This window comes from Neorhizobium sp. P12A (genome assembly GCF_008365395.1).
Classification (GTDB): Bacteria; Pseudomonadota; Alphaproteobacteria; order Rhizobiales; family Rhizobiaceae; genus Rhizobium.
Genome location: NZ_QOVX01000024.1, coordinates 1 through 23,522, shown reverse-complemented (window position 1 = coordinate 23,522; position 23,522 = coordinate 1). Strand labels below are relative to the sequence as shown.

Below are 23,522 nucleotides of genomic sequence, written 5' to 3'. Positions count from 1 at the left end.
AAGTTCCCCTTTGGATCATTTGAACGTATAAGTTCGTAAAGGATTGGCTTGAGGAGGTGCTCCGGGTTACATGCAGGCGCGCCACTCCACTTTCCATCCTTCCACGTAGTGTTTTCGCTTCGTGGTTACTCCTATACTGTCGCCGGTTGTACCGGGCCGACCGCACTCTGGCGCCTTGTGACCCCGCGCCGAAATCCAGTGTCCATTGATGATGGGCTGGGTACGTGCCGACTTCCGCTGCTCCGGATTTACTGGGTTTGCTCGCCGCCTAGCAGGCATGCTCGGTCTTCGGCCTCCTTGCTTAAACGCTGCGATCTTCACAGTTTTTCGCCAATTTGGCCGCCTGGGTTCCTGCTTGTCCATGCGGACATGACATTCCGCCTTTGTCGAAGGCAGGACGAGCGTAACGGCTCAGAAAATCCATTCGGCAACAGGCTTGAGGAACAATGCGGGGAAGCGGGCGTTCGCAAACATGCATTTCCACGCAACCTCGAAACCATTGGGTGTCACCATGCACGACAAAACATCCTTGAACGATCCTCGCAAGCTCTATCCCGCGCCGCCTTTTCCCGACCAACCACAGCCTGCGCCCGGTCTGGCCCGCAAGATGGATCCCGTCCCGGATCACGGTGAGCAAAGCTATCGCGGATCGGGAAGGCTCTCTAATCGCAAGGCGCTCATCACCGGAGGAGATTCGGGTATCGGCCGCGCCGCCGCTATCGCTTTTGCTCGCGAGGGCGCCGATGTCGCCATCGCCTACCTCCCTGACGAAGAAGCCGACGCCCAAGAGGTGATGGGTCTTATCGAAGCCGAGGGGCGCAAGGCCGTCGCGCTTCCGGGCGACATCAAAGACGAAACTTGGTGCCGTGAACTGGTCCAGAAAGCCGTTTCCGGCCTTGGCGGTCTCGACATTCTCGTCGTCAATGCCGGCCGGCAGCAATATCGCGAGACGATCGAAGAGTTGTCGACCGAAGATTTCGATAAGACGATGAAGACCAATCTCTATGCGCTACACTGGATCGCTCAAGCCGCTGTGCCCCATATGCCGGCGGGATCCGCCGTGATAACGACCGCCTCCATCCAGGCCTATCAGCCGTCGCCGATCCTGCTCGACTATGCCACGACCAAGGCTGGTATCGTCGCTTACACCAAGGCGCTCGCCAAGCAACTGATCGAGCGCGGCATTCGCGCCAATGTCGTAGCGCCAGGTCCGGTTTGGACGGTTCTGCAGCCGAGCGGTGGCCAGCCGGACGAGAAGGTCAAGAACTTCGGCAAGGATAGCGATTTCGGTCGCCCCGGCCAGCCAGTCGAGCTCGCTCCGGTCTTCGTCCTCCTCGCCTCGCAGGAAGCGAGCTTCATCAACGGCGAGGTCTACGGTGTCACCGGCGGTAAGGGCGTCGCTTGATCGAACCAACTTCGAAGGTTGTCCATGGCGCAAGCACCGACTTTGAAACATGTCTCCGCGGGGGTCCTGAATATTGCCTATTACGGTTCAGGTTCCGCGGATGGCGTTGCAACGATCCTGCTTCATGGCTTTCCCTATGATGCTCACGCCTATGACGAGGTCGCTGCTCGGCTAGCCGGCTCTGGCCATCGCTGCATCGTGCCGTTCCTGCGCGGCTATGGTCAAACTCGGTTTCTGTCCTCAACAACAATGCGCTCCGGGGAGCAGGCGGCGCTTGGGGCGGATCTGTTGGCATTGATGGACAGTCTGTCGATCGAAAAGGCGATCCTCGGAGGATACGACTGGGGCGGACGTGCTGCCTGCATTGTTGCCGCGTTATGGCCGGAAAGGGTGCTGGGGCTGGTCAGCGCCGGTGCGACCTATAACATCCAGGATATCGCCGGCGCCGGGAACCCGGGTTCGCCGGATCAGGAGGCGCGGGACTGGTACCAGTACTATTTCCATACCGATCGAGGGCGGAAGGGCCTTGAGCAAAGGCGAAGCGAGATAGCCCGGCTTCTCTGGCAGACATGGTCGCCATCTTGGCATTTCGAAGTGGACGCATTCGAGCAAAGCGCGGCTTCCTTTAATAATCCTGACTTTGTTGACGTGGTGATTCATTCGTACCGGCACCGTTACGGCGTGGTGCCGGGTGATCCCGCTTACGCGGCCCTCGAAGCGCTATTAGCGACGCAGCCGCCGATCTCGGTTCCGACCATCGTGCTGCTCGGTGCAGACGACGGCGTGGATCCTCCGCCCTCACAAGACGAGGAGGGCAAGCATTTCACGGGGCTATACATTCGTCGCATGCTCCCGCGTGTCGGTCACAACGTGCCGCAGGAAGTCCCGACCGTGTTCGCGGGTGCAATGCGCGAACTGCGCGAGATGGGCTAAGCACAGGAGCGGAGCGGTGGTTCACTGCATCTTCGCCTCAATCGCCTGACCGACGATCGTAAGCTGCAACCTCGGTTCGCCACCGAGGAAGCTCTCTTCGACAAGCTGCATCTTCTCCAGACGCTCGACAACCCTTTCGGACAGCCGCTTGTCGCCGACCAACCAGCCCCTGCCGGCTTTGCGCTGCCGGCGGAAAAAGGCGATCGCCTCAAGTGCTTCCCGTTGTGCCCGGGTGAGGGTTTTGAGTGTTTCGCTCGTGTTCGGGTGTTCGGGGTGAAGCAAGCGATCATTCCTTCTGGTCGGGACGCCGATCGGCGGCGGGCCAGTCATTAGAGGGCTCATTAATTGAGTCTTCCGCTGGGTCGGGATCCCGATCATAAGCAAGCAGGCGCTTTGCCAGCAGAAGGGTCTCGATCACCACGGCCGTCCCATGTCCCTCGCTGGCGAAGCGGTCAATGACATCGGCCACGAGATCGTCGAGTTGTTTGAACAATCGTTCGGAGGTGTCAGGATCGTTGGTCATGGACCGCCCCTTTCAAACCGTGGTTCGCCGTTGTTGCCATTCCTTGTAAGGTGCCAGCAACTGACCGGGAAAGCGATCTTCGATCGCGGTCTCGACGAGCGCGATCTTGGAAAACACATCGCTTGTCTCCCGGACATCGACCGCGACGTCCTCGCTCTCCTGTTCGAGCGTTTGCATGAGAGCAAACAGCTCCTCATCCGTCATCATTGAAAGGTTGTCCGCGAAGTCCGCTGCATCGAAATCCTGTCGCTCGGCCATGGCGTTTTGGTTCCTCATGTGCAAACATGCTCTCGGCGGTAACGACTTAGTCGTCATCGAGTTCAATCCAGACTGGCGCATGATCGCTGGTGTGCTCCGAGCCGCGGGCGAACTTGTCGACGCCGCAGATCTGCAACCGTTCACGCAGGGAAGGGCTGAGCAGGAAATGGTCGATGCGCAGACCGGCATCACGAGCGAAGGCGTTCCGGAAATATTTCCAGAAAGTATAAATCCGCTCGTCGGGATGCAGTGATCGGATAGCATCGGTCCAGCCCATGGCGATGAGCTCGGCATAGGCAGCGCGTACTTCTGGCCGGAACAGGGCGTCATCCCGCCAGCGTTCCGGCGCGTAGACATCGAGATCCGTCGGCATGACGTTGAAATCGCCGACAAGGGCGACCGGCACCTCGAGTTCGAACAGCTCGGCAGCATAGGCGTGCAGCCGCTCGAACCAGCGAAGCTTGTAATCGAATTTCGGGCCAGGCGCTGGGTTGCCATTCGGGAGGTACAGGCACCCGATCACCATTCCGTCGATCGCCGCTTCGATGTAGCGACTGTGGCTGTCGTCGGGATCGCCGGGAAGCCCGCGACGTGTCTCGCGCGGCTCTTGATCGCGGGCGAGGATGGCCACGCCGTTCCAGGCTTTCTGGCCGTGCCAGATAGCACCGTACCCGGCGCGCTCGATCTCGCGGCGAGGAAACTTCTCGTCCGGCGCCTTCAACTCCTGCAGGCAGACGACGTCAGGCTTTGCCTCGGCAAGCCAGCGCAGCAGCACCTCGAGGCGGCCATTGATGCCATTGACGTTGTAGGTGGCTAGCTTCACCGGCGTTTCCGTCAGTGCTTGCGATCACCCTTGTCGCCCTGGCCAGGCTTCGCATCATGCTTGGCGTCGTGGCGGGCATCGGCGGACAGCGATCTTGAGACGTCGACGCTCTCCTTGAACTTGCCTTCCTTGTCACGGCGGACATAGCGCTTGTCGGTTCCGGTATCGATCAGTTCGCGTTTGCTCATGGCAGGAACTCCTTCAGGGTTGCTCCAGGAAGAAACGCACGCGGCCGCGAAAAGATGCACCGGAATCAAGCGCCTAGCGCAGACTCGCAAAGCGAGCGACCCAATCGGCCTAAGTCATTGAAAAATGATTCGTTTCGACTCGGAACAATTACATGTCGATTCGCTTGAATCGCATTGGTTGTGTCAGGAGTCTGCGTCATGGTTGCCCCGCGTGCGAATTGGAGGGGTTTCATCAAATTCGGAGAGGTTGCCTGTCCGGTGGCGCTCTACACCGCGGCTTCTTCGTCGGAACGAATTGCGTTCAATACGCTCAATCGCAAGACCGGCAATCGGGTGAAGCGCGAGTTCGTCGATAGCGAGACCGGCGATCCGGTCGAGCGCGACGACCAGGTCAAAGGCTACGAGATCGAAAACGGCCAGTACATTATCCTTGAGCCGGACGAGGTGGCGGCCGCAGTACCGGACAGCGATAAGACCCTCAAGATCGACGCCTTCATCCCCTGTAACGAAATCGATGGGGTATATTTCGACAAGCCTTATTACCTGGCGCCGGACAGAATGGGCACCGATGCCTTCGTGCTTTTGCGCGACGGCATGAAGAAGGCCAAGGTCGCGGCGATCGCGCGCACGGTCCTTTTCCGCCGCATGCGCACAGTGTTGATCAGGCCGCACGGCAAAGGTCTGATCGCCACGACGCTCAACTTCGATTATGAAGTCCGATCGTCTCAGGAGGCCTTCGAGGAACTCCCGGACCTGAAGATCGAAGGCGAAATGCTGGAACTTGCCGAGCACATCATCGGCACCAAGAAGGGCAGCTTCGACGCCAGCACCTTCGATGACCGCTATGAGGCGGCCGTCGCCGAACTGGTGAAGGCCAAGATCGAGGGCAGGGCGCTTCCAAAGAAGAAGGCGCCGGCGGTTTCCAAACAGAGCGATCTGCTCCAGGCCCTGCGCGAGAGCGCCGGTATCGGCGGCAAGGCGGGATCGAAGCCCGCCGCCGCCAACGCCAACAAGGGTGCTGCCAGGCAGAAGGCGGCAAAGCCCGCAGCCACCGCCAAGGCAAAACAGGCCGCGGCACCAACCCGCCGCGCCGGCTGATCGGAGGATACCATGGCTGTCCGTCCATACTGGAAAGGCTATCTCAAGCTATCGCTGGTCACCTGCCCGGTGCAGATGATGCCGGCGACGTCCGAAAACGGGAAGGTTCGCTTTCATACCCTCAACCGGGAGACCCAGAACCGCGTCGTCAGCCACTATGTGGATTCCGTCACCGGCAAGGAGGTCAAAGACGAGGACGAAGTCAAGGGCTACCAGCGCGGCGAGAACGACTATGTCATGCTGGAAGACGAGGAGCTCGAAAACGTCGCGCTCGACAGCACCAAGACGATCGATATCTCGACCTTCACACCGCGCGACAGCGTGGAATGGATCTGGCTCGACACGCCCTATTACCTGTCGCCCAACGATCCGGTCGGGCAGGAGGCTTTTTCCGTCATCCGCGACGCCATGGAAGCGCAGGACATGGTCGGCATCTCGCGGCTGGTCATCACCCGCCGGGAACGCGCCGTCATGCTTGAGCCACGCGGCAAGGGTATCGTCCTCTGGACATTACGCTATGGGGATGAAGTCCGTGACGAGGATACCTATTTTGCCGGGATCGACGACGACGAGACAGCGGACAGCGAAATGATGCCCCTGGTACAGCAACTAATCAAAAAACAGACCCAGCACTGGAACCCGAAGATGGTCATCGATCCGGTGCAGGATCGGTTGCTCGACATCATTGCGGACAAGAAAAAGGCGCTGAAGAAGCCGTCGAAGGCCAAGGCGAGAGCACCGGCCTCGGCGCCCGCCCCGAACAACGTCATCAACATCATGGACGCCCTGAAGAAGTCGGTCGCGGCCGAGACCCGGGCCGGCAAATGAAAAGACCCGCGAAGCCACTGCTACAGGACGACAGTCTTTCCGCCAGATCACAGCCGCGCCGAAAGCGCGATCCGGCGCAGCCGAATCTCCCTTTCGATCCAATGCCAGACCGGGTCGAACCATGCCTGGCGTTGCTAAAGGCAGCTCCACCGCTCGGACCGGATTGGGTCTACGAGATCAAGTGGGACGGGTACCGTCTGGCGATCCACATCGAGCCAAAGGGTGTGCGGATCGTCACGCGCGGCGGCCATGACTGGACGCATCGGTTTCCTGCGATTGCGGCAGCTGCCAGCGAACTCGGGGTCGGAACTGCGATCCTGGATGGCGAAGCTGTTGTGCTGAATAGCGAGGGCCGATCCGATTTCGGAGCGCTGCAACGCTCGCTCGGCGGACGCGGCGGCAAGCGTGCTTCTGAGGAATCCGTCCTCTTCGCCTTCGACCTCTTATACTTCGACGGGCACGATCTGACGAAGACCGAGCTGTCGGTCCGCCGGCATCTCCTGACAGACCTGCTGGATGGAGCCGTCGGCGCGATCCAACTTTCCGCGGAGGTGCAGGGTGACGGGGCCGAGCTCCTGGAGAACGCCCGCTCGCTTGGATTGGAGGGCATCATCGCCAAGCACCGGGATCGTCCCTACCGCTCGGGCAGGATCGGCGACTGGCTGAAGATCAAATGTATTCAGAGTGAAAGCTTCATGATCGTCGGCTACGAACAGTCAGCCGTTGCACGCGGCGGGATCGGCAGCCTGCTGCTTGCCGCCCGGCGCGGATACGATTGGGTCTATGTCGGCGCCGTTGGCACGGGCTTCAAGGAAAAGGACGCAGCCTACCTGAAAAAGACGCTCGACAAGCTCAAGACGCGGAATCCAGTCGTCCCCCTCAAGGGCAAGAATTACGTCTTCGCGCAGCCGACGCTGATCGCCGAGATCGAATTCCGAGGCTGGACCGACGACGGCAATCTGCGACACGCGTCCTACAAAGGGTTGCGCGAGATCCAGGACAATGCTGCGGTGTATGAACTCGACTGACCGGTCGGCGTAACCTTAATTTTTTCGACCAATCCTCTTGAATCGGAAATTTCCAAAAACCAAATCGTTTGCCGCCAGCCGCTGAAACGAGGGCTGGCCTTGCTGGAGGCGCCGTCTTTCGGCGCTTCCGTTCCCATGTTGCTTCAAGGAGGATATGGCTATGGCAACATCTTATGACTACGCACCCCTGTTCCGCTCGACCGTTGGCTTTGACCGGGTCTTCAATCTTCTGGAAAACGCCCAGCGCGCCCGTTCGATCAGTGACTGGCCGCCCTATGACATCGTCAAGACCGGCGACGACAGCTACCGGATTTCGATTGCGGTGGCCGGCTTTGCCCAGGACGATCTCGACATCACCTTCCAGTCCAACCTTCTGACCGTCACGGGCAAGAAGCAGGAGGCGGCTGCTGACGGCTATCTGCATCGCGGTATTGCCGGCCGTCCGTTCGAACACCGGTTCGAACTTGCCGACCATGTCCGGGTAAACGGAGCGGACCTGAGCAACGGTCTACTGTCGATTGATCTGGTTCGCGAGATCCCGGAGGCACTGAAGCCGCGAAAAATTACCATCGAAAGCGCCCCAGCTTTGGCATCTGCAGCTCCGGCACAGATCGAAGCGCAGAAGGCGGCTTAATCGACACTGTCCCTCAACAAGGGCGCCGTCGCGACGGCGCCCATCGACATTCCGGGTTGGCAAGGAGAGAACGATGAAACCCGATATGTTCAGACAGCCTGTTTCCATTCTTGTCGGCCTCGGCTTTTCGGCAAAGGTTCGCGGCGTGATGGACGCCTACCGGTATCTTTCCGAGTGGCCGGCCTCAAGCCGGGACACCGCGCATTCGATCGCGCTCAAGGCATGCAGTGCCGCGCTGCGTGGTGAAATCGAAGCCGAGACAGCGCGCGGCCTGTTTGCTGCCTTTGCCGAGAAACACGATCTGCTGGCGCCGGAAACCAATGTGATCGCCGCCTCGCACTTGCGGCGAGACAAAGATCCGCACGTGTTGTGAGGTGGTGGGACGATGCACGATTTGCTCCAGCAGGCCACAAACAATGCGATGGCGATGGGACCGACGGTCCTGCTTCAGGGTATGCAGCTTCGGCGACCGATCGACGTAGTGAGAGTGCGTGCTCTTTCAGTTGACGATAAGCGTGCGGTCCTCGCCGCTTGGGCTTCGGACTTTTACGCCGTCGATTCCAAGCCTGCCCTTCGTCAGCTACCGGGAACAACTCCAGTCTCGATCGATGAGGTGCAGGCTGCGCTGGAAGAGCTCGATCGGCGCTACGGTTTTTGATGGCTTGCGCGTTCAGGCGGCCTGCTTCATGGACTTGGCGAGCCGCTTGATTGCCTGCTCCAGCGAGCGCTGTCCGTCGCAATAATCCTGCCAGGCTGTCGTCTTCTCCAACAGCGCCGGCACGGTGCGGATGGTGAAGCGTTTCGGATCGAGATCCGTCTTCACCTGGCTCCAGGTGAGCAGCATCGACACGGGGGCGCCCGGCCGCGCGCGTGGAGACAGCGGCGCGACAGCGGTCGCCATCCGATCGTTGCGCAGATAATCCAGGAAGATCCGGCCGTTGCGCTGGTTCTTCGCCATCTTGATCAGATAAAGTTCCGGGTTCTCGCGCGCCATCTGCAAGCAGACGTCGTGCGCGAAACCCTTTGCTTCGGACCACGCCAGCTTCTTACCCTTGGCCACGGCGAGCGGCGTGACGACATGCAGACCTTTGCCGCCGGTGGTCTTGCAGAAGCTGACGAGGCCGAGTTCCTCCAGCCGGTCACGCATCTCGCGGGCGGCTTCCACGACAGTGGAGAAGGGGACGTCCGGACCCGGATCGAGATCGAAGACCAGGCGACCCGGAACTTCAGAGAGTTTCGGCTCGCAATTCCAGGGATGAAGCTCGACACCACCGATCTGGGCGATGGCGGCCAAGCCCTCGATGCGATCGATCTGCAGATAAGGCTTCTTGTCGCCGAAGACCGTTACCCATTCGAGCAGGTTCGACGTTCCCGGCATCGCATGTCGCTGGAAGAACTGCTCGCCGCCGATACCGTCAGGCGTCCGTATGATCGAGCACGGCCGGCCCTTGATATGATCGATCAGCCAAGAGCCGACAGCCTCGTAGTAACGAGCCAGTTCCACTTTCGTGACCGGCTCGCCATCATTGGCGTCCGGCCAAAGCGGCTTATCCGGGTTGGAGATCAACACGCCCATGACATCTTCCTTGCCGCCTTTGCGCGGCGTCTTTGCGGGCCGTTTGAGTTTTGCCTGTGTGACCGGATCGGGCGTTTCCACCTCAGCTGGTTCGACCGGCTTCTCGGCGACGACTTCCCGTGCTGGCTTGTCTTCTCGCAAGCCCTTGAACGCCGCCTGGCGGACAAGCCCGTCGGCGGTCCAGCCGGCGAACTCGATCTCCGCCACCAGTTCCGGCTTCACCCAGACGACGTTGGGATCCTTCTTCGGCGCCCCGATACCGGTAAATGGTGACTTGGCCGTTTCCAGCGCGCGCAGCTTGGGAAGCAGCAAATCGACCTTGCCGGCGCCATAGCCCGTGCCGACACGGCCGACGTAGACGAAATGGCTGCCGCGGTTGACGCCGATCAGCAGCGAGCGGAACTTGCCGTTGGTCGTGGCATATGCGCCGATCACCACCTCATGTCCGGCCCGGCATTTGGATTTGGCCCAGGTCTCGGTGCGGCCGGATTGATAGGGAGCATCCGCCTGCTTCGAGACGATGCCTTCGAGCGACAGCTTGCAGGCTGACTTCAGGACGGCATCTCCGCCGGTCTCGAAATGCTCGACGAAGCGCAGGCGCGGATCGTCGCCTGCATCGCTCAGCAATGTCTGCAGCCGATCCTTGCGCTCCGTCAGCGGCAGCTCTCGAAGATCCTCATTGCCTTCAAACATCAGGTCGAAGGCGAAATATACCAACGCATCCGTCTTGCCTTCCGATAGCGCCGCCTGAAGTGCTGCGAAGTCCGGCGCCCCGTTTTCATCGAGCGCGCAAATCTCGCCGTCGATGATCGCATTGGGGAGGGCGGCGCCTGACTTGGCAATCGCCGGATATTTGGCCGTCCAATCGAGGCCCTTGCGCGTTTTGAGCGTGACCTCGCCGTTTTCGATGCGCATTTGGATGCGATAACCGTCGAACTTGATTTCATGGATCCAGCCATCGGCGGAAGGCGGGCGTTCGCGCGTTTCGCAGAGCTGTGGCGCGATGAAGTCGGGCATTGAAGACTTAGCAGCCCTGGTCGATGCCGGCTTCTTTTTGGTTTTGGTTTCGGCTTTGCGTTCGTCAGCGGCTAAGCCGTGGTTGCTGTCCCAGACAGCGTCCGCCTGGACCTCGCCACTTTCAATCATAAACGCTTTCGGCTTCTTGCCCTTGCCGGCGGCGATCGCTTCCATCGTCCGGCCGGACGCAACAGACGTTGCGTTGTCCTCAAGGACTGCAGCGCCATTCTCTTCGACGGAAAAGTCGTCGTGATGCTTGATCAGCAGCCAGTTGGTGCGCTTGCCGCCGTCACGGTCGTTGCGCATTCGGAGGAGCACGAAGCTGCCATGCAGCCGCTCGCCCTCCAGGGTAAACTTGAAATCGCCTTTGGCCAGCGCCTGCTCAGGGCTCTCGTTGCCTTCCGGCTCGCAATAGCCGCGGTCCCAGAGCATGACCGTACCGCCACCATACTGGCCTTTCGGGATCGTGCCTTCGAAGTCGCCGTAGTCCAGCGGGTGATCCTCGACCTCGACCGCCAGCCGCTTGTCGTGCGGATCGAGCGATGGTCCCTTGGTGACGGCCCAGGACTTGAAGACGCCATCGAGTTCGAGCCGCAGATCGTAATGCAGCCGCGTGGCGTCGTGTTTCTGGATGACGAAGCGCCTGCGGTTCGATGCCTTCAGCTTCGCTGCGCCGCTCGGTTCTTGCGTCTTCTGAAAATCGCGCTTCTGCTTGTAGGTCGAGAGCTTGTCGCTGGTCATGGCAGTCCCCGGTACATATCCGCCTTCCGCGTCGAACGACGACGGAGCTGAGGCGCGGGCCGGACAGGTGGGACGCTCGACTGCCGTTTCGTTGGCCGCAGGGAGAAACCGGAAAAATCCCTGCGTTCGTCATCTCTGTCACGTCCGGTTGACACGGCACGCGACCTCGCAACGGAGAAGCGTCCAGCGCATATTTTGTTCCCGAGCAATCCCCGAGGCAGCGCAGGTACCGTCAGCCAACCTGCTCGACATTCAGCGTGCCGGCGGGAAGTGGCCTGATCAATGACTTCGCCGAGACAGATGGGTCAAGCCAGTCCGCCCAGCTGTCGCGTTCAAGGATGACGATCTGTCGATCATGATAGGGTGCGATGTCAGGTCCCGGTTCCATCGTCAGCATCGTGAAGGCTTCTCCGACGTCCGGGGTCTCGCGCCAGATGCCGGCGATGCAAAAGATCGGTTCGTCCTTTTTGGTGAACAGCCACTTGTCCTTGCGTTTCTTCTTCGAATCCGTCGGGTCGGTAAACTCGTAGAAGCCGTCGGCGATGATCAGGCAGCGGTTGGAGTTGAACTCGCGTCCGTCGGAACGGAAATTATATACGGGCCGCTTGTTCTGGGGCCAACTCCATCGACGTTGAACAAGCTCCGCATCCGCGGGACCGTTATTGTTCGCGCGAACGATAGGACCCATATCGGTGATCTTGATATCTTCGCGCGCTGCGAGATTCGGCGCACCCTCGCCAAAACGGATCTTGATCTTAAGATGGGCGAAGTCCTCGACGATCGATGCCACATCCACCATCAGCCGGTAGTCATTGCACATGCGTTCCTCGCAGTTCTTGTTGTGAAGCCTGGTTCTTGCTATGTTCTACATATGATGAACACAACGGTTTTCCAATCCGACGCCCCGCTCGACGAGCGCCGTGTCATCATAAGACGACACGAAGGCGATGTGGAAATGGTGGAACTCCCTTGGGGGCTGCGCCCGTTCGATGGCGGTCCCCGTGCCGTCAATGTCGTGCGTTCTGAAGGAAGGACATTTCCGACCCACCGTTGCCTCGTGCCGGCATCCGAGTTTCGCCACCGAAGTGGCGGGAAAAATTTCAGCTTTTCGCTGGCGAGCGACGACTGGTTTTACTTCGCAGGAATTTGGAGACCCGCGACGGACTCTTGGCCGGAAGCCTATGCCATCCTGACGATCGAAGCCAATGCCGATATTTCTGCCTACCACGACCGGCAGATGGCAGTGCTGACGCGCGATCGGCGGATGTATTGGCTAGACGGGCTTGCGCCGGAAGATGAAATTCTCCGGCCTCTTCCCGCCGGCACCTTTCGTGTCAAACCTCTCTCGAACACTTTCTTTCGACCTCGGCTTGCAGTCTAAAGTGCGAGCAATAACTGCCGCCGTCCCGCGTCAAGGAATGCCATCCGATCGTCAAACACCGACCTCCGGGTTCGAAGGGTCAACTTTCCGGAGCCGGAAGAAATAGCGCCGCTCGTCGTCGTCAACGACCATCATTCCAGCGACTTCGGTTTCATCGATCCTGCGGAAGTAATCGGCGATCGGCTGCCTGTCGTAGACCATCGCCGCGGTCTCCTCGCCGTCGACCATGCGCAGGGTAAGCATCGCCGTCGTCCCATGAGCATGCAGGGCTCGCTGTAGATGCGGGAAGATGGCACGTGCCAGCTTGGTCCGCCCGACCGGCGCGAGACGGATTGCCAGTCTTATAGGGAAGGCCGCGGGCTCAAGCGGCACCAGCACGCCGGGCGTAAACTGAAAGAGCAGGCCATCGGCCTTCAGATCCGGTTGGAAGCGTTTGCCGAACCACGCGAGGTTCTCGAGCACGCCATCCAACGGGTGATCGGCGGCGATCTCGGATCCGCGCCAGAGACCGATCATCTCTTCCGGGAGCACGGGTTCGAGCGTCTTGAACCACTTGCGCCGCGCGAGCTGTAGATCTTCCGCCATCGCCACCTCCAACCTTGTAAGACGGCGAGGAGGCAATGCTCCTGGCCGATGAAGTGACATCCGTTCGCTGTGATGCAAGCGGTTCTAGCGGGTCGCGCCAAATACGAAGGCGAGAGCTGCAACGACCGCGACTGCTGCGATCGGCCTCTCGCGGATCTTGTCCTCGATGCTCTTTACGAATGTGCGAGCCTCGGACTTTGCGAGAGACGTCGCACCGGACGCGACCTCCGTCGCCGTGCCCGCCATGCGATCGACATCCCTCCGAAGAGCGCCCAGAGCATCGCGACTGTCGTTGACCCGCTCCGAGTGGCAGCCTTCCCCCGTCGACCGGAGCGCCTGGTCGACAAGCGGAAATTCTTCCTCCGTCGACTGCTGTCGGACACGATCGGCTTCGTCGGCGTCGGTCCGACCAGCGGGAACAGCGGAATGCGTAGCGGATACCGGATCGGAGGCAGGGAAACTGTCTTCAAGTCCGGTGTCGAGATCGTTCTTCACCGCGCGCTCGCGCTGTTCGGCCTGTTCGATTTCCATAGACTGCACTGCTGGGGAATTTTTCGGGTCGGCCATCGTCGTTCTCCTGTGTGCTCAGGAAGTCCGTCGAAGGGCCGAAGTTCCATCTTTTGCCGTCGCATTCGAAGGAAATCGTTGTGCGGTCGGTCGTTGTCAAAGGTCCGGTAAGACTGCCGGAACGGAACATCCATTCGCGATAAAGGTTAGCTTGGCAGAATCCGGCGGAAGGAGAAAGCATCATGGGAATGAACAAGCCGAAAGACGGTGCGCCGGGCACCACCGACCAGTCTCCCCGTTGGGAGGGCCCTCAAGAAAACACGCCACCGGGATACATGCCGGCAAAGGACGATCCAGACCGGACTAAAGAGCGAACGGTGAGACCAATGCCGACCCTGAGATCAAAAAAATTTCCGACGGCCTCAAGCAGAAAGGCGAATGAGATGACGGACGTCGAAAAGGACGCGAAGGGCCAGTACGCCAAATCGGTCGGCGACCGGAAGGCATCTGGCGTGGCCAGCGCCAAGCCGACCGTCGTCACCGGATCGGAAGATGCGACGGAGCATAAGACGCCCCCTGGCAAGAAGCCCGTCAAGGACTGGGACATCAACTACGATCCAGCCGACATGAACGAAGGCGAGACGAGGTAGTCGGGATCATCTAGGGGCTAGACAACTTCCAGCGGGAGCAACGGCGGAGCGGGAAGTTTGACCACGATGGTATCTCCTGGCGAAACGATCCCACCCTTGAGGGCGATGGTCATGACGCCGGTCTTCCTCACAAGCTCACCATCCGGCCCTTTCCCCAGAACAGCTTTCAGGAGGCTAGGCCGAAACTTTTCGATTTGTGAACAGGGATTGCGCAGGCCTGTCACCTCAAGCTCGACGTCCGCGCCCAGTTTAAGAACCGTGCCGCGCGGTAGCGCGAGAAGGTCGACGCCGCGGGTGGTGACGTTTTCGCCAAGGTCGGCAGGACCAACGTCGAAACCATGGTCGGCAAGCTCTTCGAGCAATTCGGCCTGGATCAGATGAACCTGTCGAAGGTTCGGCTGGGCCGGGTCAACGCGGACGCGTGAGCGGTGCTTGACCGTCGCCCCTTGATGCACGTCACCTGCGACACCCAGGCCAGCAAGCACATGGATTTCCGGCCGGCACCTTCGAGAAGCGATGCCTTTCGTCCGTCGCGACTGCGATCACCTGTGCGCCGTCCATCCAATCCTCCGTAACCTCCATGGATTCCCCTGTCCTACCTCTCTATGCGCAAATTCGAAACTGGTTCATTCGACCGATCGGATTTCAAGGCACGGAAATCGGGTCTGACACCTGTCGCCGTCAGGGCCGGTCATTCTTTCACACCCCAGCGCGGCCTGCCTTCGCAGCCTCGCGAATGAGAGGCTCGCGCCGTGAAGCTTCACCAATACGGTGCGGTCGTACGCGCGCTTTAATCCGCAAGGTTTGCATTCGACCTCGATAGTCTGCAGACGGACGTCTTTCAGTTTGGGGCCGGAAGAGTTGTCCGGCTGCGGTCGTCGTCTTCCCAATCTCTTCTCCGATGCTCCCGGTTTGAAGCCGGGCGCGGCTCCATATCCAAGGGGGTCTTCCACAGGCAAGGCGCCCACCATGACAAAAATATTTCGATGATGGCAACTACTTACGACTCGCGGCTACGGTTTTGATTCATCTCGCTAATCTTTCGAATCACTAATCTTCAGGAATAGATTCCTGTTCGAAGGGGACCTTGACGCCAAGATCCATACGGAACAGAAAGAGAACAATCAAGTTTCCAACCGACATGACGTCGTCCCATCCACCACGATTTCAAAGGATTCGTGAATGCCTTCGGCTGCGCGCGAGCTAGCCAACGCCGAACTGCGCGAACGAATCTCCGCTTTGGAAGGCGGCGTCGCGAAGCGAAGGGAGTGCCTGCCGTTCGGTACGCCGGCCATCGATGCAGTCCTCCCCACGGGCGGTCTCGCCCGCGGCGCCTTGCATGAAATCGCGGGCGGCGGATCCGGGACGGTCGACGGCGCGGCGGCCGCGCTCTTTGCAGCGGGGATAGCCCAGTCGCGCGGACAGGTGCGTTAGCCTACGTTCTGCGCGAGTTCCGCTTCCGCGGCTGTTGCAAGGCTTTCCACCCAGAGCTGGTGATAACGGTAGAGCGCGCCGGGATGCTTGCGCCCGAGTTCCTCGAGGAACCAGGGACCCTGCTGCGTTTCCTCGGTCAGTACATGACAACCATCCGCCGTGGGCGTAATCACCCAGCCGTGGTAGGCGCTCGAACCGGTATCGTCGCCGTCGACCGTCGTTGCCCAGGCGAGCCTGTGGCCAGGCACGCATTCCGTCACGACAAGGCTCATCGGGAAACCGACCGTTACGCGGCTGTATCGCGTTCCAAGGGCCAGTTCCCGCTCGCCGCTTAGGATCTTGACCTGATCTTCGGCGGGGAAGTACCGCGACCAGTTCTCTGCATCGACGAGCAGCTTCCAGACCACTTCGGGCGGCGCCTTCACGTCGATGTCGTTGAGTGCGTAGATGGCCGAGATTCTTGGGTCGTACCGCTCAGGCCAGATTACATGGTGATACATTGCTCACGCCCCCTTCTTGAACAGGTCCTGAAAGATCAGAGGCGCCCAGCTCTTATCACGCGCCTGTACGAGCGATCCTCCCTCCGCAAGCTTTCCCAGCCAGACCGGTGCGAAGCCCAGTTGTTCGGCGAGGGCGCGCACGGGGGTAGCTGCCGCGTCATCGTCGCTCGAAACGAAAATGACCCGACGGCCGCCACCGACGGCCGGATCCGCGGCTAAGGTCGCTGCTGGCAGATGATTGAACGCTTTGACCAGTCGGACGCCGGGCAGTGCCCGTGCGATCACGTCCGAGGACGGAAGACCGCCCAAATCTTCGACGGGAATACCATGGGCATTCGTAACATCGACCACGATCTTGCCTTGCCAACTTGCTCGCCTCTTGGCGATCTCCCGGTGCCCCCAGAACGGGACCGCCAGAAAAATGATGTCAGCTTCAAGGGCTTTCTCCAGCGACTGAGGAACGACCTTCGGGCCGATTGCGCTCGCCTGCGGCGCCAGCGCCTCGGGCGATCGCCGGCTGGCGACAGCGACTTCTATGCCCTTACGGGCGAACATAGTGGCGAGGGCCTGTCCCACTGCGCCAAAACCGATGATTGCGTAACTCATTGTGCTTCTCAGACTTGTGTGAAGTGCGCCGATTTTCACGGCTCCGGCCTTATTTCGTGCGCGATCCGGCGCGCTGGACAGCAACCTTCGCGAGATCTTCCAGAAGGGTCTGGTGCGTGCGCCAGAAGATATCGGGGGCCTGCTTCGCAAGCTCGATCCACAGCGGCCCCTGCATTGTCTCCTCTGTCCAGAGGTGGGTGCCGGTCGGCGTGGGCGTGATGATCCAGGCATGATACGCCTTGGAGTCGAGAGACGCTTTGCCATTCGCGTTCGGTCCACCGCTCGACGTCCCAGAGCTCACTCTGTTCTCCTTTGATGGTCGTCCGAAGCCTTCTTCAGCCCGTCCGAGCGGCGATCGCTGCATCCTCCTCGATCCCATCAAGATCCCGCAACACGTGCTTTGACTGTCTTCTCGGAAGTGGCGGTCTTCCCGGTGAGCTGGATCTGGCTTCCTGCTTCTGCTAGGCCGATACGGTTGCGCAGATCCGCCGCTCCTCGCACAGGCCGGCCGTTAACGGCTGCGACAACGTCCCCTGGCTTTAGACCAGCCGTGGCGGCCGGCGATCCAGCCTCAACTGCTGCAATTAATGCGCCTCGAACATCACCCAGGCCAAGTGGAGCCGCGATGTCGGGATCGAGATCCTGGATTGCGACGCCTAGCCTCCCCCGTTTCACTTCGCCATGCTCGACCAGCTGCGCGATGACAGCTCGGGCAATCTTGCTCGGTACGGCGAAGCCGATACCATGTTGCCGCCAGCCGGCCTGAGGATGGCGGAGTTGATCCCTGCAAGCCTCCCGTCAAAAGTTACCAATGCGCCGCCCGAGTTGCCGGGATTGATCGAGGCGTCCGTCTGGATAAAATCTTCATAACCATCGCGACTAAGGCCGCTTCGGCCAAGCGCGCTGACAATGCCGGATGTGACAGTCTGCCCAAGACCGAACGGATTTCCGATCGCCACAACATAATCCCCAACGCGCAACGCGTCCGAATCACCGAAAGGCAACGCCGTCAGATTGCGGGCCGGTATCTGGAGAACCACAATGTCGGTACCCTTGTCGGAGCCGACAAGCTTCGCATCCAGCCGCCTCCCGTCCTTCAGCGTCACGAGGATCTTTCGGGCATTGGCCACGACATGATGGTTCGTCAACACGTAGCCTCGTGTCGCATCGACAATGACCCCCGATCCGGCGCTTAGACGCGGTTCCGCCTGAGGCTTATCCGGAAGGTTGAAGTAGCGGCGGAAATACGGGTCACTGTAGAGCGGGTTATCCTCTTCGGGCGCCTGCGAGACAACCGAGATGTTGACGACAGCTGGCGTTACCTTTTCCCAGCATCGGAGCAAGTGTCGGCACGCTGCCGCCGATCCCGGACACGAACTGCGCCTTGGCCGGAGAACCGCCGGCAAGCAATGAGACGGTGAAGACGATGATCATTGGCCTGATTAGCCTTACGAACGCAGTCATAAGTTTTCCGTCCTCCGTTTCGAGCATGCCGACGCAGAAAAAAGCCGGAGGACGTCCTCCGGCTTCTTCCTTAATGTTTGATAGCGATGCGTTTGACCTGGGACTGCGCCTTCTCGTCCTTGGGCAAAGTGATTGTCAGCACGCCGTTTCGGAAACGTGCATCAACCTCATCTTCCCTGACTTCGACGCCGAGCGGAATACGGCGCTCAAAGCGACCGTAATAACGCTCCGTGAACTGGCGATCCTTATCTTCGGTCTCCGAGCGCTTCTCGCCCTTCAGGGTTAGCACGCCGTCATCGAGCAGGACCTCGATGTCCTTCTCCTCCAGGCCGGGCACCTCCGCCGTAATCCTGATCTCCTTGTCGGTGTCGGAGATCTCGACGCTCGGCCAGTTGGAACCGGGGCCAGAGGTGGTAGCGAACGACGGCAAGCCGGAGCCGAAGCCGCGGAAGACGTCGTCGAACAGGCGGTTGACCTCGCGATGCAGCGACAGGAAGGGATCACGGTCGTCATCGCGCGGCAGTCCCGGAACCTGATTGCCATTGTTACGGCCCCAGGGGATCAAATCACGAACACTCATGTTTCTTCTCCTTATCTTGTGGTTCAGTCGGCAAGGCCTCGTTGCTGGCACCGGGCGTCGCCCGGCGCCTTTGCGCGCGTTCGCGTTGCTGGAAGCTTAAGCCGCTTGCTTGTTTGCTTCGATCTGCTTGGTCTCCGCCAGGGGCAGCGCCTCACCGGTGCTGATCGCGATCTGGCGCGGTTTCATCTCTTCAGGGATTTCGCGCTTGAGATCGATGGTCAGCAGGCCATTGACGAGGCCAGCCCCCACCACCTTGACGTGGTCGGCGAGTTCGAATCGGCGCTGGAACGAGCGGCCGGCGATGCCTCGATGCAGATACTGAATATCATCAGCATTTGCCTTCTGGCCGGACACGAAGAGCATGTTCTGCTCCTGTGTGATCGTGAGTTCGTCCTGCGAAAAGCCCGCCACTGCCATGGCAATGCGGTATTCGTCCTCACCGGACTTGACGATGTCGTAGGGTGGCCAGTTATCGACCGCCTCGGCGCGGCTTGCAGCCTCAAGCACGTTCAGCATTCGGTCGAAGCCGATGCTCGACCGGAACAGGGGAGAGAAATCGAGGTTTGTCCTCATAGCCATATCCTCCTTGTAAGCAACATGGATACAAGGAGGCGCCAAGAGCACATGGCGCCTCCTGGACCTGTCGATCCCCATTGGGCGATCGAACAATATTGATATAATTCAGTCGCTTGCCGTTTCAAGAACCTTGGATATACCCGGTGGAAAAAATTGATTTTTTTGTTTGGGCCACCAGATTCTTGTCAGGCAAACAAAAGGAGCAATGGGTATGACAATGACCTCCGAAGACGTCATCGCCATCCTCGGACCTGTCGACGAAACGTTGATAGCTGATGTCCTGGCGACGGGCGCCAACCAGACTGAACTGGCGGAAGCCTTCGCGTGGGTCAGTAGCGACGAAGCCTTGATGAGCGAACGGCGGCCTCTGCCGACTGGCAGAATCGCCTTGTTGATTGACCTTCTGGTCTCAGACGACGAGGAACTGGACTAGGCAAGACGCCTTTCTGGAGGCGGCTTGCCTAAGCGGCGGTCAATACGCGAACCTCGCCCCGTCGACCGAGGGTGTCTACCACGACACTGCGTCCTGAGCGGCGAACTGCGACGTCCGCCGAGCCGTTTCCGACCCGTAGGTGTCGCAGCATTACCTCATCTATGAACGAGGGCAGTCGCGGCTCGTTGAAGCTGATAATCTGGGCATTCGGCTCGAAGTCGAGGCCGAGGCAGGATTGCAGCAGAAGGAGGGTTGCTGCGGCCGCCCACGCCTGCGGAGAGCACGCAACCGGATAGAAGGTCGGTCCCTGAGCCCGCTGGCGTGGCAAGCCGCAGAAGAGTTCGGGAAGGCGGCGCAGGTCGATATATGTCGACGAGGCAAACAGCCCTTCAAAAATGCGCGCCGCTTCAGCCCGGTAGCCATAGCGGGCGAGGCCGCTGGCGATCATTGCATTGTCATGTGGCCAGACAGAGCCATTGTGATAGCTCATCGGATTGTAGCGTGCCTCGGTGGAGGCGATGGTACGAATGCCCCAGCCGCAGAAGGATGAGGCGCTCATCAGTGTCCTGGTAACGTTGGCCGCTCGCTCTGGATATGCAATCCCGGTGAAGAGAGCATGGCCGGCATTGGAGGAGCGGACCCGGCAAGGCCGCTTGTTTCCGTCGAGTGCCAGAACGAAGGTGCCGAGCTCCTCATCGAAGAATGCTGCGTCGAAGGCACTACGAAGGCCTTCCGCCCGTGCAAGAAACTTTGCTGCACGCTCCGGTCTGCCAAGCCGGCGGAAGATCTCGACTGCTGCCTGCCAGGCGCCATAGACATAGGCCTGGACCTCGGCAATAGCGATCGGACCTTTGGCAAGACTGCCGTCGGCGTGAAAAACAGAATCGTGACTGTCTTTCCAGGCCTGATTGATCAGCCCTTCTTCCGTCAGGCGTCCGTATTCGACGAAACCATCGCCGTCGCGATCGCCGTGCTCATCGATCCAGGTGAGCGCTGCCTCGATATTCGGCAGAAGGCGATTGATTGTGGCAAGATCGCCTGTTCGCCCCAGGTACTGGCCTGCCAGCATGACGAAGAGTGGTGTGGAATCGATACTGCCGTAATAGCGCCGGAAGGGCACCTCGCCCAGTTCGGCCATCTCGCCGTAACGGACTTCGTGCAGGATTTTGCCAGGCTCGGCATCCGACGCGGGATCGATCTCGGTCGCCTGATTGGCCGCAAGATGGCCAAGTACGCCGCGGGCAATCTGCGGATCGAGCCACAGCGTTTCGAGCGCAGTGATCAGCGCATCGCGGCCGAACACGGTACTAAACCAGGGGATGCCGGCATAAGGGTAGGGACCTTCGGGCTTGTCGGTCATCAGCATGTAGAGGTCAGAGACGCTGCGCCGTGCCGCTTCGTTGAAGATCTCGTTGGACGTGACGATCGATGCGGCGCGCGAGGAAGAGGAGCGCAATGCACGGCGCGCATCCCGCAGACCGAGAAAAAACGACTGGTAAACTGGACGTTCATCTCCGCCTTGGTCGCAGCCTATCTTGATGAACAGCGACCGCGTTTCATGTGGCGCCAGATCAAGATCATAAATGACATGGCCGCTCCCAAGTTCGTCCGGGCGCGGATCGAAGGACAACTGCGTGACGCGCTTCTGATCGTCGAGGCCGATATAGCAGAGGAAGACGCGGTTCTGTTCTATCACGGACGGAAGAAGGCGGCCCTTCCTCGCCCTCACGGTTCCGCGAACCTCGAACAGATCGGCGAAGTCCGCCCCGAACGAAATTTCGATACGCACTTGCTGTCGTCGCTCGTCGTAGTTCCTCACGGCCAACCGCTCATAGCAACCCGCATTCCACAGAAAGCGTGTCCTGCGCATATGAATGAGATCATGCCCAAGTGTGAGCTTCCCCTTTTCATCAAAGAGATCGGGATTGGTTAGATCGCAAGTTAGCGTCGCATTGTCGTCGCGCAGCGTCGACGACAGAAGCATCGGCCGCTTGCCGTTGATGGTCAGGTAAAAATGCGAGAGGTAACGCGTATCCCCGTGAAACAGGCCTTCCGGGCTGCCCGGCCCGGAAAGCGCATCGCCATTGTGATCGAACACGGCGAAGGTATCACCGTGCTTCAGGGTGCGCGGCCGTCGCTCCTGCAGCGAGGCGGCCGCCGGGATGAAGAACTGCGCCACAGGCCCCTGGCCGCCTGCAGGCGCGGAACCGTCGTGTAAAGAAGCGATCGACATACTGTTAGCCTCCGGATTATGCCACGACCTGCAGGTCAAGGCCTTGACCATTGGCGCGTCGTAGCGGGGCCGCCTTCATGCGAACGCCTGGCAGGTTGCGGTAGATGTCTAAATAGTCCCGCGCCATCCGTTCTGCGCTGAAACGCTTCTCGAAGGTCGCACGAACTTTCTTTCGATCCATCCGTAACGCCCATTCGACGTTCTCGGCCGCTTCCGTCACGCTGTCGACGAGGATGCCCGAGATACCATTGTCGATCACCTCGGGAACTGAGCCGCATCCGAATGCAATCACCGGCGTGCCGCAGGCCATGGCTTCGATCATGACCAGCCCGAACGGCTCCGGCCAGTCGATGGGGAAGAGCAGCGCGCAGGCATTGCCGAGGAAGTCGGCCTTCTGATGCTCGTTGATCTCGCCGATGAATTCGACATTCGAATGGCTCTTGACCATCGGCTCTATCGCAGTCTCCCAATAGGACTTGTCGGCATTGTCTATCTTGGCGGCAATCTTCAGCGGCATGCCGACCTTGGCCGCTATCTCGATGGCCCGGTCCGGGCGCTTCTCAGGTGATATCCGCCCGAGGAAGGCAAGGTAGTTACCCTTCGGTTTTGCGGTGAACGGGAGAAGATTGGTGGGTAGGCCGTGATAGACCGTACCGGACCAGTTGACCGGCGGCATCGGGCGGCGCTGGTCATTGGAAATCGACACCAGGGGGATATCGGGGAAAGCCTTGTAGAACGATTTGAGGTCCGGCAGGTCGAGCCGCCCGTGCAGCGTCGTGACAGTGCGGTCGGCAAACTCGCGGATCATTGGGAAATGCAATAGATCGATGTGGAAATGCAGCACATCGAATTCATCCGCCCGCCTACGGATTTCATCCAGCATCACGACCTGATGCGGCAGGTGATCTTTGACGGCAGGATTAAGACGGAGCGCCACATCGGAGCACGACACGAGCTTCGCCGCGGTAATCGAATCTCCGCTGGCAAAAAGTGTGACGTCGTGACCTTGGGCGACGAGTGCGTCGGTGAGATAGGAAACGATTCGCTCGGTTCCACCATAAAGCTTGGGCGGAACGCTTTCGGCGAGCGGTGCGATCTGAGCGATCTTCATCGGCAAAACCTCCTCAGTTGAGCAAAGAGTCGTCGGCAAAAATCATGCCCGCGTCCTGGAAGAGGCACGCGGCAGTTCGTTGCAGTGTCTAGATCTCGAATAGCTGTTGGCGGCGGTCTCCCTGGTAGCTGCACGGGCCCAGGCCGCCAAACCGGCGTGCTTGTGATCTGCGGCGGTGGGTCCTGCGGATGTCGAAAGAACTGGACGCGTCTTGCTGTCCAGATTGACGTTCGTCTTTGTCCAACGTCTTCAGCGCGTCGATGATCTCATCGTAGGACACGGCTTGATCCGCGCCGGGATAAAGACGAAGCGCCGGGATGGACTCGATGGCAAAGATATCGGACGCCCAAGATGCGAGGATGGCGCGCTTCTCGTCGTTGCCGATGTCGTCAACGGCAAGCACATCACGC

29 protein-coding genes and 3 pseudogenes are annotated in these 23,522 nt (G+C 60.0%); 13 read left to right on the top strand and 19 right to left on the bottom strand.

The window, feature by feature from the left end:
• Window positions 1–511 precede the first annotated feature (511 nt).
• The gene (locus DTW90_RS32405) at window positions 512–1,405 is read left to right on the top strand and encodes an SDR family oxidoreductase (RefSeq protein ID WP_149343783.1); all 894 of its coding nucleotides are present in this window, start codon (window positions 512–514) and stop codon (window positions 1,403–1,405) included.
• Between the two features lie 24 nt (window positions 1,406–1,429).
• Window positions 1,430–2,338 carry an alpha/beta hydrolase gene (locus DTW90_RS32400; RefSeq protein ID WP_246665141.1) on the top strand — a complete coding sequence of 303 codons (909 nt, stop codon included), beginning with the start codon at window positions 1,430–1,432 and terminating at the stop codon, window positions 2,336–2,338.
• A gap of 21 nt (window positions 2,339–2,359) precedes the next feature.
• Here the strand turns inward: DTW90_RS32400 and DTW90_RS32395 are convergent, their stop codons facing one another.
• From DTW90_RS32395 to DTW90_RS32375, 5 genes are read right to left on the bottom strand one after another with little or no spacing between them, the layout of a single operon-like run.
• Complete coding sequence (locus DTW90_RS32395) at window positions 2,360–2,620, bottom strand: hypothetical protein (protein ID WP_149343781.1); 261 nt, start codon at window positions 2,618–2,620, stop codon at window positions 2,360–2,362.
• 4 nt (window positions 2,621–2,624) lie between these two features.
• Window positions 2,625–2,861, bottom strand: a complete 237-nt coding sequence (locus tag DTW90_RS32390) for a hypothetical protein (RefSeq protein WP_149343779.1) — start codon at window positions 2,859–2,861, stop codon at window positions 2,625–2,627.
• Window positions 2,862–2,873: 12 nt separating this feature from the next.
• On the bottom strand, window positions 2,874–3,119 hold the full coding sequence (locus DTW90_RS32385; protein WP_113335682.1) for a hypothetical protein: 246 nt from the start codon (window positions 3,117–3,119) through the stop codon (window positions 2,874–2,876).
• Between the two features lie 46 nt (window positions 3,120–3,165).
• Window positions 3,166–3,942 (bottom strand): exodeoxyribonuclease III, encoded by a 777-nt coding sequence (gene xth / locus DTW90_RS32380; RefSeq protein WP_149343777.1) that lies wholly within the window; start codon window positions 3,940–3,942, stop codon window positions 3,166–3,168.
• Between the two features lie 11 nt (window positions 3,943–3,953).
• Complete coding sequence (locus DTW90_RS32375; protein WP_010974312.1) at window positions 3,954–4,130, bottom strand: hypothetical protein; 177 nt, start codon at window positions 4,128–4,130, stop codon at window positions 3,954–3,956.
• A 198-nt stretch (window positions 4,131–4,328) separates the two neighbouring features.
• On the opposite strand from DTW90_RS32375, the gene DTW90_RS32370 reads away from it, so the two are divergent.
• The 6 genes from DTW90_RS32370 to DTW90_RS32345 all read left to right on the top strand — a co-directional run bounded on the left by DTW90_RS32370 (window position 4,329) and on the right by DTW90_RS32345 (window position 8,376).
• Window positions 4,329–5,228: a Ku protein gene (locus DTW90_RS32370; RefSeq protein WP_149343775.1), complete on the top strand. Its 900-nt coding sequence runs from the start codon at window positions 4,329–4,331 to the stop codon at window positions 5,226–5,228.
• 12 nt (window positions 5,229–5,240) lie between these two features.
• Window positions 5,241–6,056, top strand: coding sequence for a Ku protein (locus DTW90_RS32365; RefSeq protein ID WP_149343774.1), 816 nt, complete (start codon window positions 5,241–5,243; stop codon window positions 6,054–6,056).
• Entirely contained in the window at window positions 6,053–7,084 is a 1,032-nt protein-coding gene (gene ligD / locus DTW90_RS32360; RefSeq protein ID WP_149343772.1) for a non-homologous end-joining DNA ligase, read from the top strand. Before DTW90_RS32365 ends, ligD (DTW90_RS32360) begins: the two co-directional genes overlap by 4 nt.
• A 160-nt stretch (window positions 7,085–7,244) precedes the next feature.
• On the top strand, window positions 7,245–7,718 hold the full coding sequence (locus tag DTW90_RS32355) for an Hsp20 family protein (protein WP_149343771.1): 474 nt from the start codon (window positions 7,245–7,247) through the stop codon (window positions 7,716–7,718).
• A gap of 73 nt (window positions 7,719–7,791) precedes the next feature.
• Complete coding sequence (locus DTW90_RS32350) at window positions 7,792–8,091, top strand: DUF982 domain-containing protein (protein WP_149343769.1); 300 nt, start codon at window positions 7,792–7,794, stop codon at window positions 8,089–8,091.
• 12 nt (window positions 8,092–8,103) lie between these two features.
• On the top strand, window positions 8,104–8,376 hold the full coding sequence (locus tag DTW90_RS32345; RefSeq protein WP_149343767.1) for a hypothetical protein: 273 nt from the start codon (window positions 8,104–8,106) through the stop codon (window positions 8,374–8,376).
• Window positions 8,377–8,388: 12 nt separating this feature from the next.
• On the opposite strand, the gene ligD (DTW90_RS32340) is transcribed toward DTW90_RS32345, so the two are convergent.
• Both ligD (DTW90_RS32340) and DTW90_RS32335 read right to left on the bottom strand, forming a co-directional pair.
• Complete coding sequence (gene ligD, locus DTW90_RS32340) at window positions 8,389–11,052, bottom strand: DNA ligase D (protein WP_149343765.1); 2,664 nt, start codon at window positions 11,050–11,052, stop codon at window positions 8,389–8,391.
• Between the two features lie 232 nt (window positions 11,053–11,284).
• Window positions 11,285–11,872 (bottom strand): SOS response-associated peptidase, encoded by a 588-nt coding sequence (locus DTW90_RS32335; RefSeq protein ID WP_149343763.1) that lies wholly within the window; start codon window positions 11,870–11,872, stop codon window positions 11,285–11,287.
• 51 nt (window positions 11,873–11,923) lie between these two features.
• Between DTW90_RS32335 and DTW90_RS32330 the strand changes: the two genes are divergently transcribed.
• The gene (locus DTW90_RS32330; RefSeq protein WP_188080128.1) at window positions 11,924–12,433 is read left to right on the top strand and encodes an SOS response-associated peptidase; all 510 of its coding nucleotides are present in this window, start codon (window positions 11,924–11,926) and stop codon (window positions 12,431–12,433) included.
• 51 nt (window positions 12,434–12,484) lie between these two features.
• Here DTW90_RS32330 and DTW90_RS32325 read toward each other — a convergent pair whose 3' ends face one another.
• Entirely contained in the window at window positions 12,485–13,018 is a 534-nt protein-coding gene (locus DTW90_RS32325; RefSeq protein WP_149343762.1) for a GXWXG domain-containing protein, read from the bottom strand.
• 84 nt (window positions 13,019–13,102) lie between these two features.
• The gene (locus DTW90_RS32320; RefSeq protein ID WP_149343760.1) at window positions 13,103–13,585 is read right to left on the bottom strand and encodes a hypothetical protein; all 483 of its coding nucleotides are present in this window, start codon (window positions 13,583–13,585) and stop codon (window positions 13,103–13,105) included.
• Between the two features lie 182 nt (window positions 13,586–13,767).
• On the opposite strand from DTW90_RS32320, the pseudogene DTW90_RS37875 reads away from it, so the two are divergent.
• Window positions 13,768–13,967: pseudogene (locus tag DTW90_RS37875) on the top strand (hypothetical protein).
• A gap of 1 nt (window position 13,968) precedes the next feature.
• Window positions 13,969–14,175 (top strand): hypothetical protein, encoded by a 207-nt coding sequence (locus DTW90_RS32310; protein WP_149343758.1) that lies wholly within the window; start codon window positions 13,969–13,971, stop codon window positions 14,173–14,175.
• A 17-nt stretch (window positions 14,176–14,192) separates the two neighbouring features.
• Here the strand turns inward: DTW90_RS32310 and DTW90_RS32305 are convergent.
• Window positions 14,193–14,736, bottom strand: a pseudogene (locus DTW90_RS32305) (MOSC domain-containing protein).
• A gap of 621 nt (window positions 14,737–15,357) precedes the next feature.
• On the opposite strand from DTW90_RS32305, the gene DTW90_RS32295 reads away from it, so the two are divergent.
• Window positions 15,358–15,609: a hypothetical protein gene (locus DTW90_RS32295; protein WP_246665139.1), complete on the top strand. Its 252-nt coding sequence runs from the start codon at window positions 15,358–15,360 to the stop codon at window positions 15,607–15,609.
• On the opposite strand, the gene DTW90_RS32290 is transcribed toward DTW90_RS32295, so the two are convergent.
• The 6 genes and pseudogenes from DTW90_RS32290 to DTW90_RS32265 form a co-directional block, all read right to left on the bottom strand.
• On the bottom strand, window positions 15,606–16,109 hold the full coding sequence (locus tag DTW90_RS32290; RefSeq protein WP_149343756.1) for an SRPBCC domain-containing protein: 504 nt from the start codon (window positions 16,107–16,109) through the stop codon (window positions 15,606–15,608). The genes DTW90_RS32295 and DTW90_RS32290 overlap by 4 nt on opposite strands.
• Window positions 16,110–16,112: 3 nt before the next feature.
• Window positions 16,113–16,715 (bottom strand): NADPH-dependent F420 reductase, encoded by a 603-nt coding sequence (locus DTW90_RS32285; protein ID WP_149343754.1) that lies wholly within the window; start codon window positions 16,713–16,715, stop codon window positions 16,113–16,115.
• Window positions 16,716–16,764: 49 nt separating this feature from the next.
• Complete coding sequence (locus tag DTW90_RS32280) at window positions 16,765–17,016, bottom strand: hypothetical protein (protein WP_210251447.1); 252 nt, start codon at window positions 17,014–17,016, stop codon at window positions 16,765–16,767.
• 131 nt (window positions 17,017–17,147) lie between these two features.
• Window positions 17,148–18,179, bottom strand: a pseudogene (locus DTW90_RS32275) (trypsin-like peptidase domain-containing protein); the annotation flags it as partial.
• 70 nt (window positions 18,180–18,249) lie between these two features.
• Window positions 18,250–18,759: an Hsp20/alpha crystallin family protein gene (locus DTW90_RS32270; RefSeq protein WP_149343752.1), complete on the bottom strand. Its 510-nt coding sequence runs from the start codon at window positions 18,757–18,759 to the stop codon at window positions 18,250–18,252.
• 96 nt (window positions 18,760–18,855) lie between these two features.
• Window positions 18,856–19,332, bottom strand: coding sequence for an Hsp20 family protein (locus DTW90_RS32265; protein ID WP_149343750.1), 477 nt, complete (start codon window positions 19,330–19,332; stop codon window positions 18,856–18,858).
• A 214-nt stretch (window positions 19,333–19,546) separates the two neighbouring features.
• Here DTW90_RS32265 and DTW90_RS32260 point away from each other — a divergent pair, with 214 nt between their 5' ends.
• On the top strand, window positions 19,547–19,768 hold the full coding sequence (locus DTW90_RS32260) for a hypothetical protein (protein WP_149343749.1): 222 nt from the start codon (window positions 19,547–19,549) through the stop codon (window positions 19,766–19,768).
• Between the two features lie 28 nt (window positions 19,769–19,796).
• Here the strand turns inward: DTW90_RS32260 and DTW90_RS32255 are convergent, their stop codons facing one another.
• From DTW90_RS32255 to DTW90_RS32245, 3 genes are all read right to left on the bottom strand, one after another.
• Window positions 19,797–22,001, bottom strand: a complete 2,205-nt coding sequence (locus DTW90_RS32255; protein WP_149343747.1) for an amylo-alpha-1,6-glucosidase — start codon at window positions 21,999–22,001, stop codon at window positions 19,797–19,799.
• Between the two features lie 16 nt (window positions 22,002–22,017).
• Window positions 22,018–23,112 carry a glycosyltransferase family 4 protein gene (locus DTW90_RS32250; protein ID WP_149343745.1) on the bottom strand — a complete coding sequence of 365 codons (1,095 nt, stop codon included), beginning with the start codon at window positions 23,110–23,112 and terminating at the stop codon, window positions 22,018–22,020.
• An 88-nt stretch (window positions 23,113–23,200) separates the two neighbouring features.
• The coding region (locus tag DTW90_RS32245; protein ID WP_149343743.1) for a hypothetical protein at window positions 23,201–23,522 on the bottom strand (322 nt) is incomplete at its 5' end.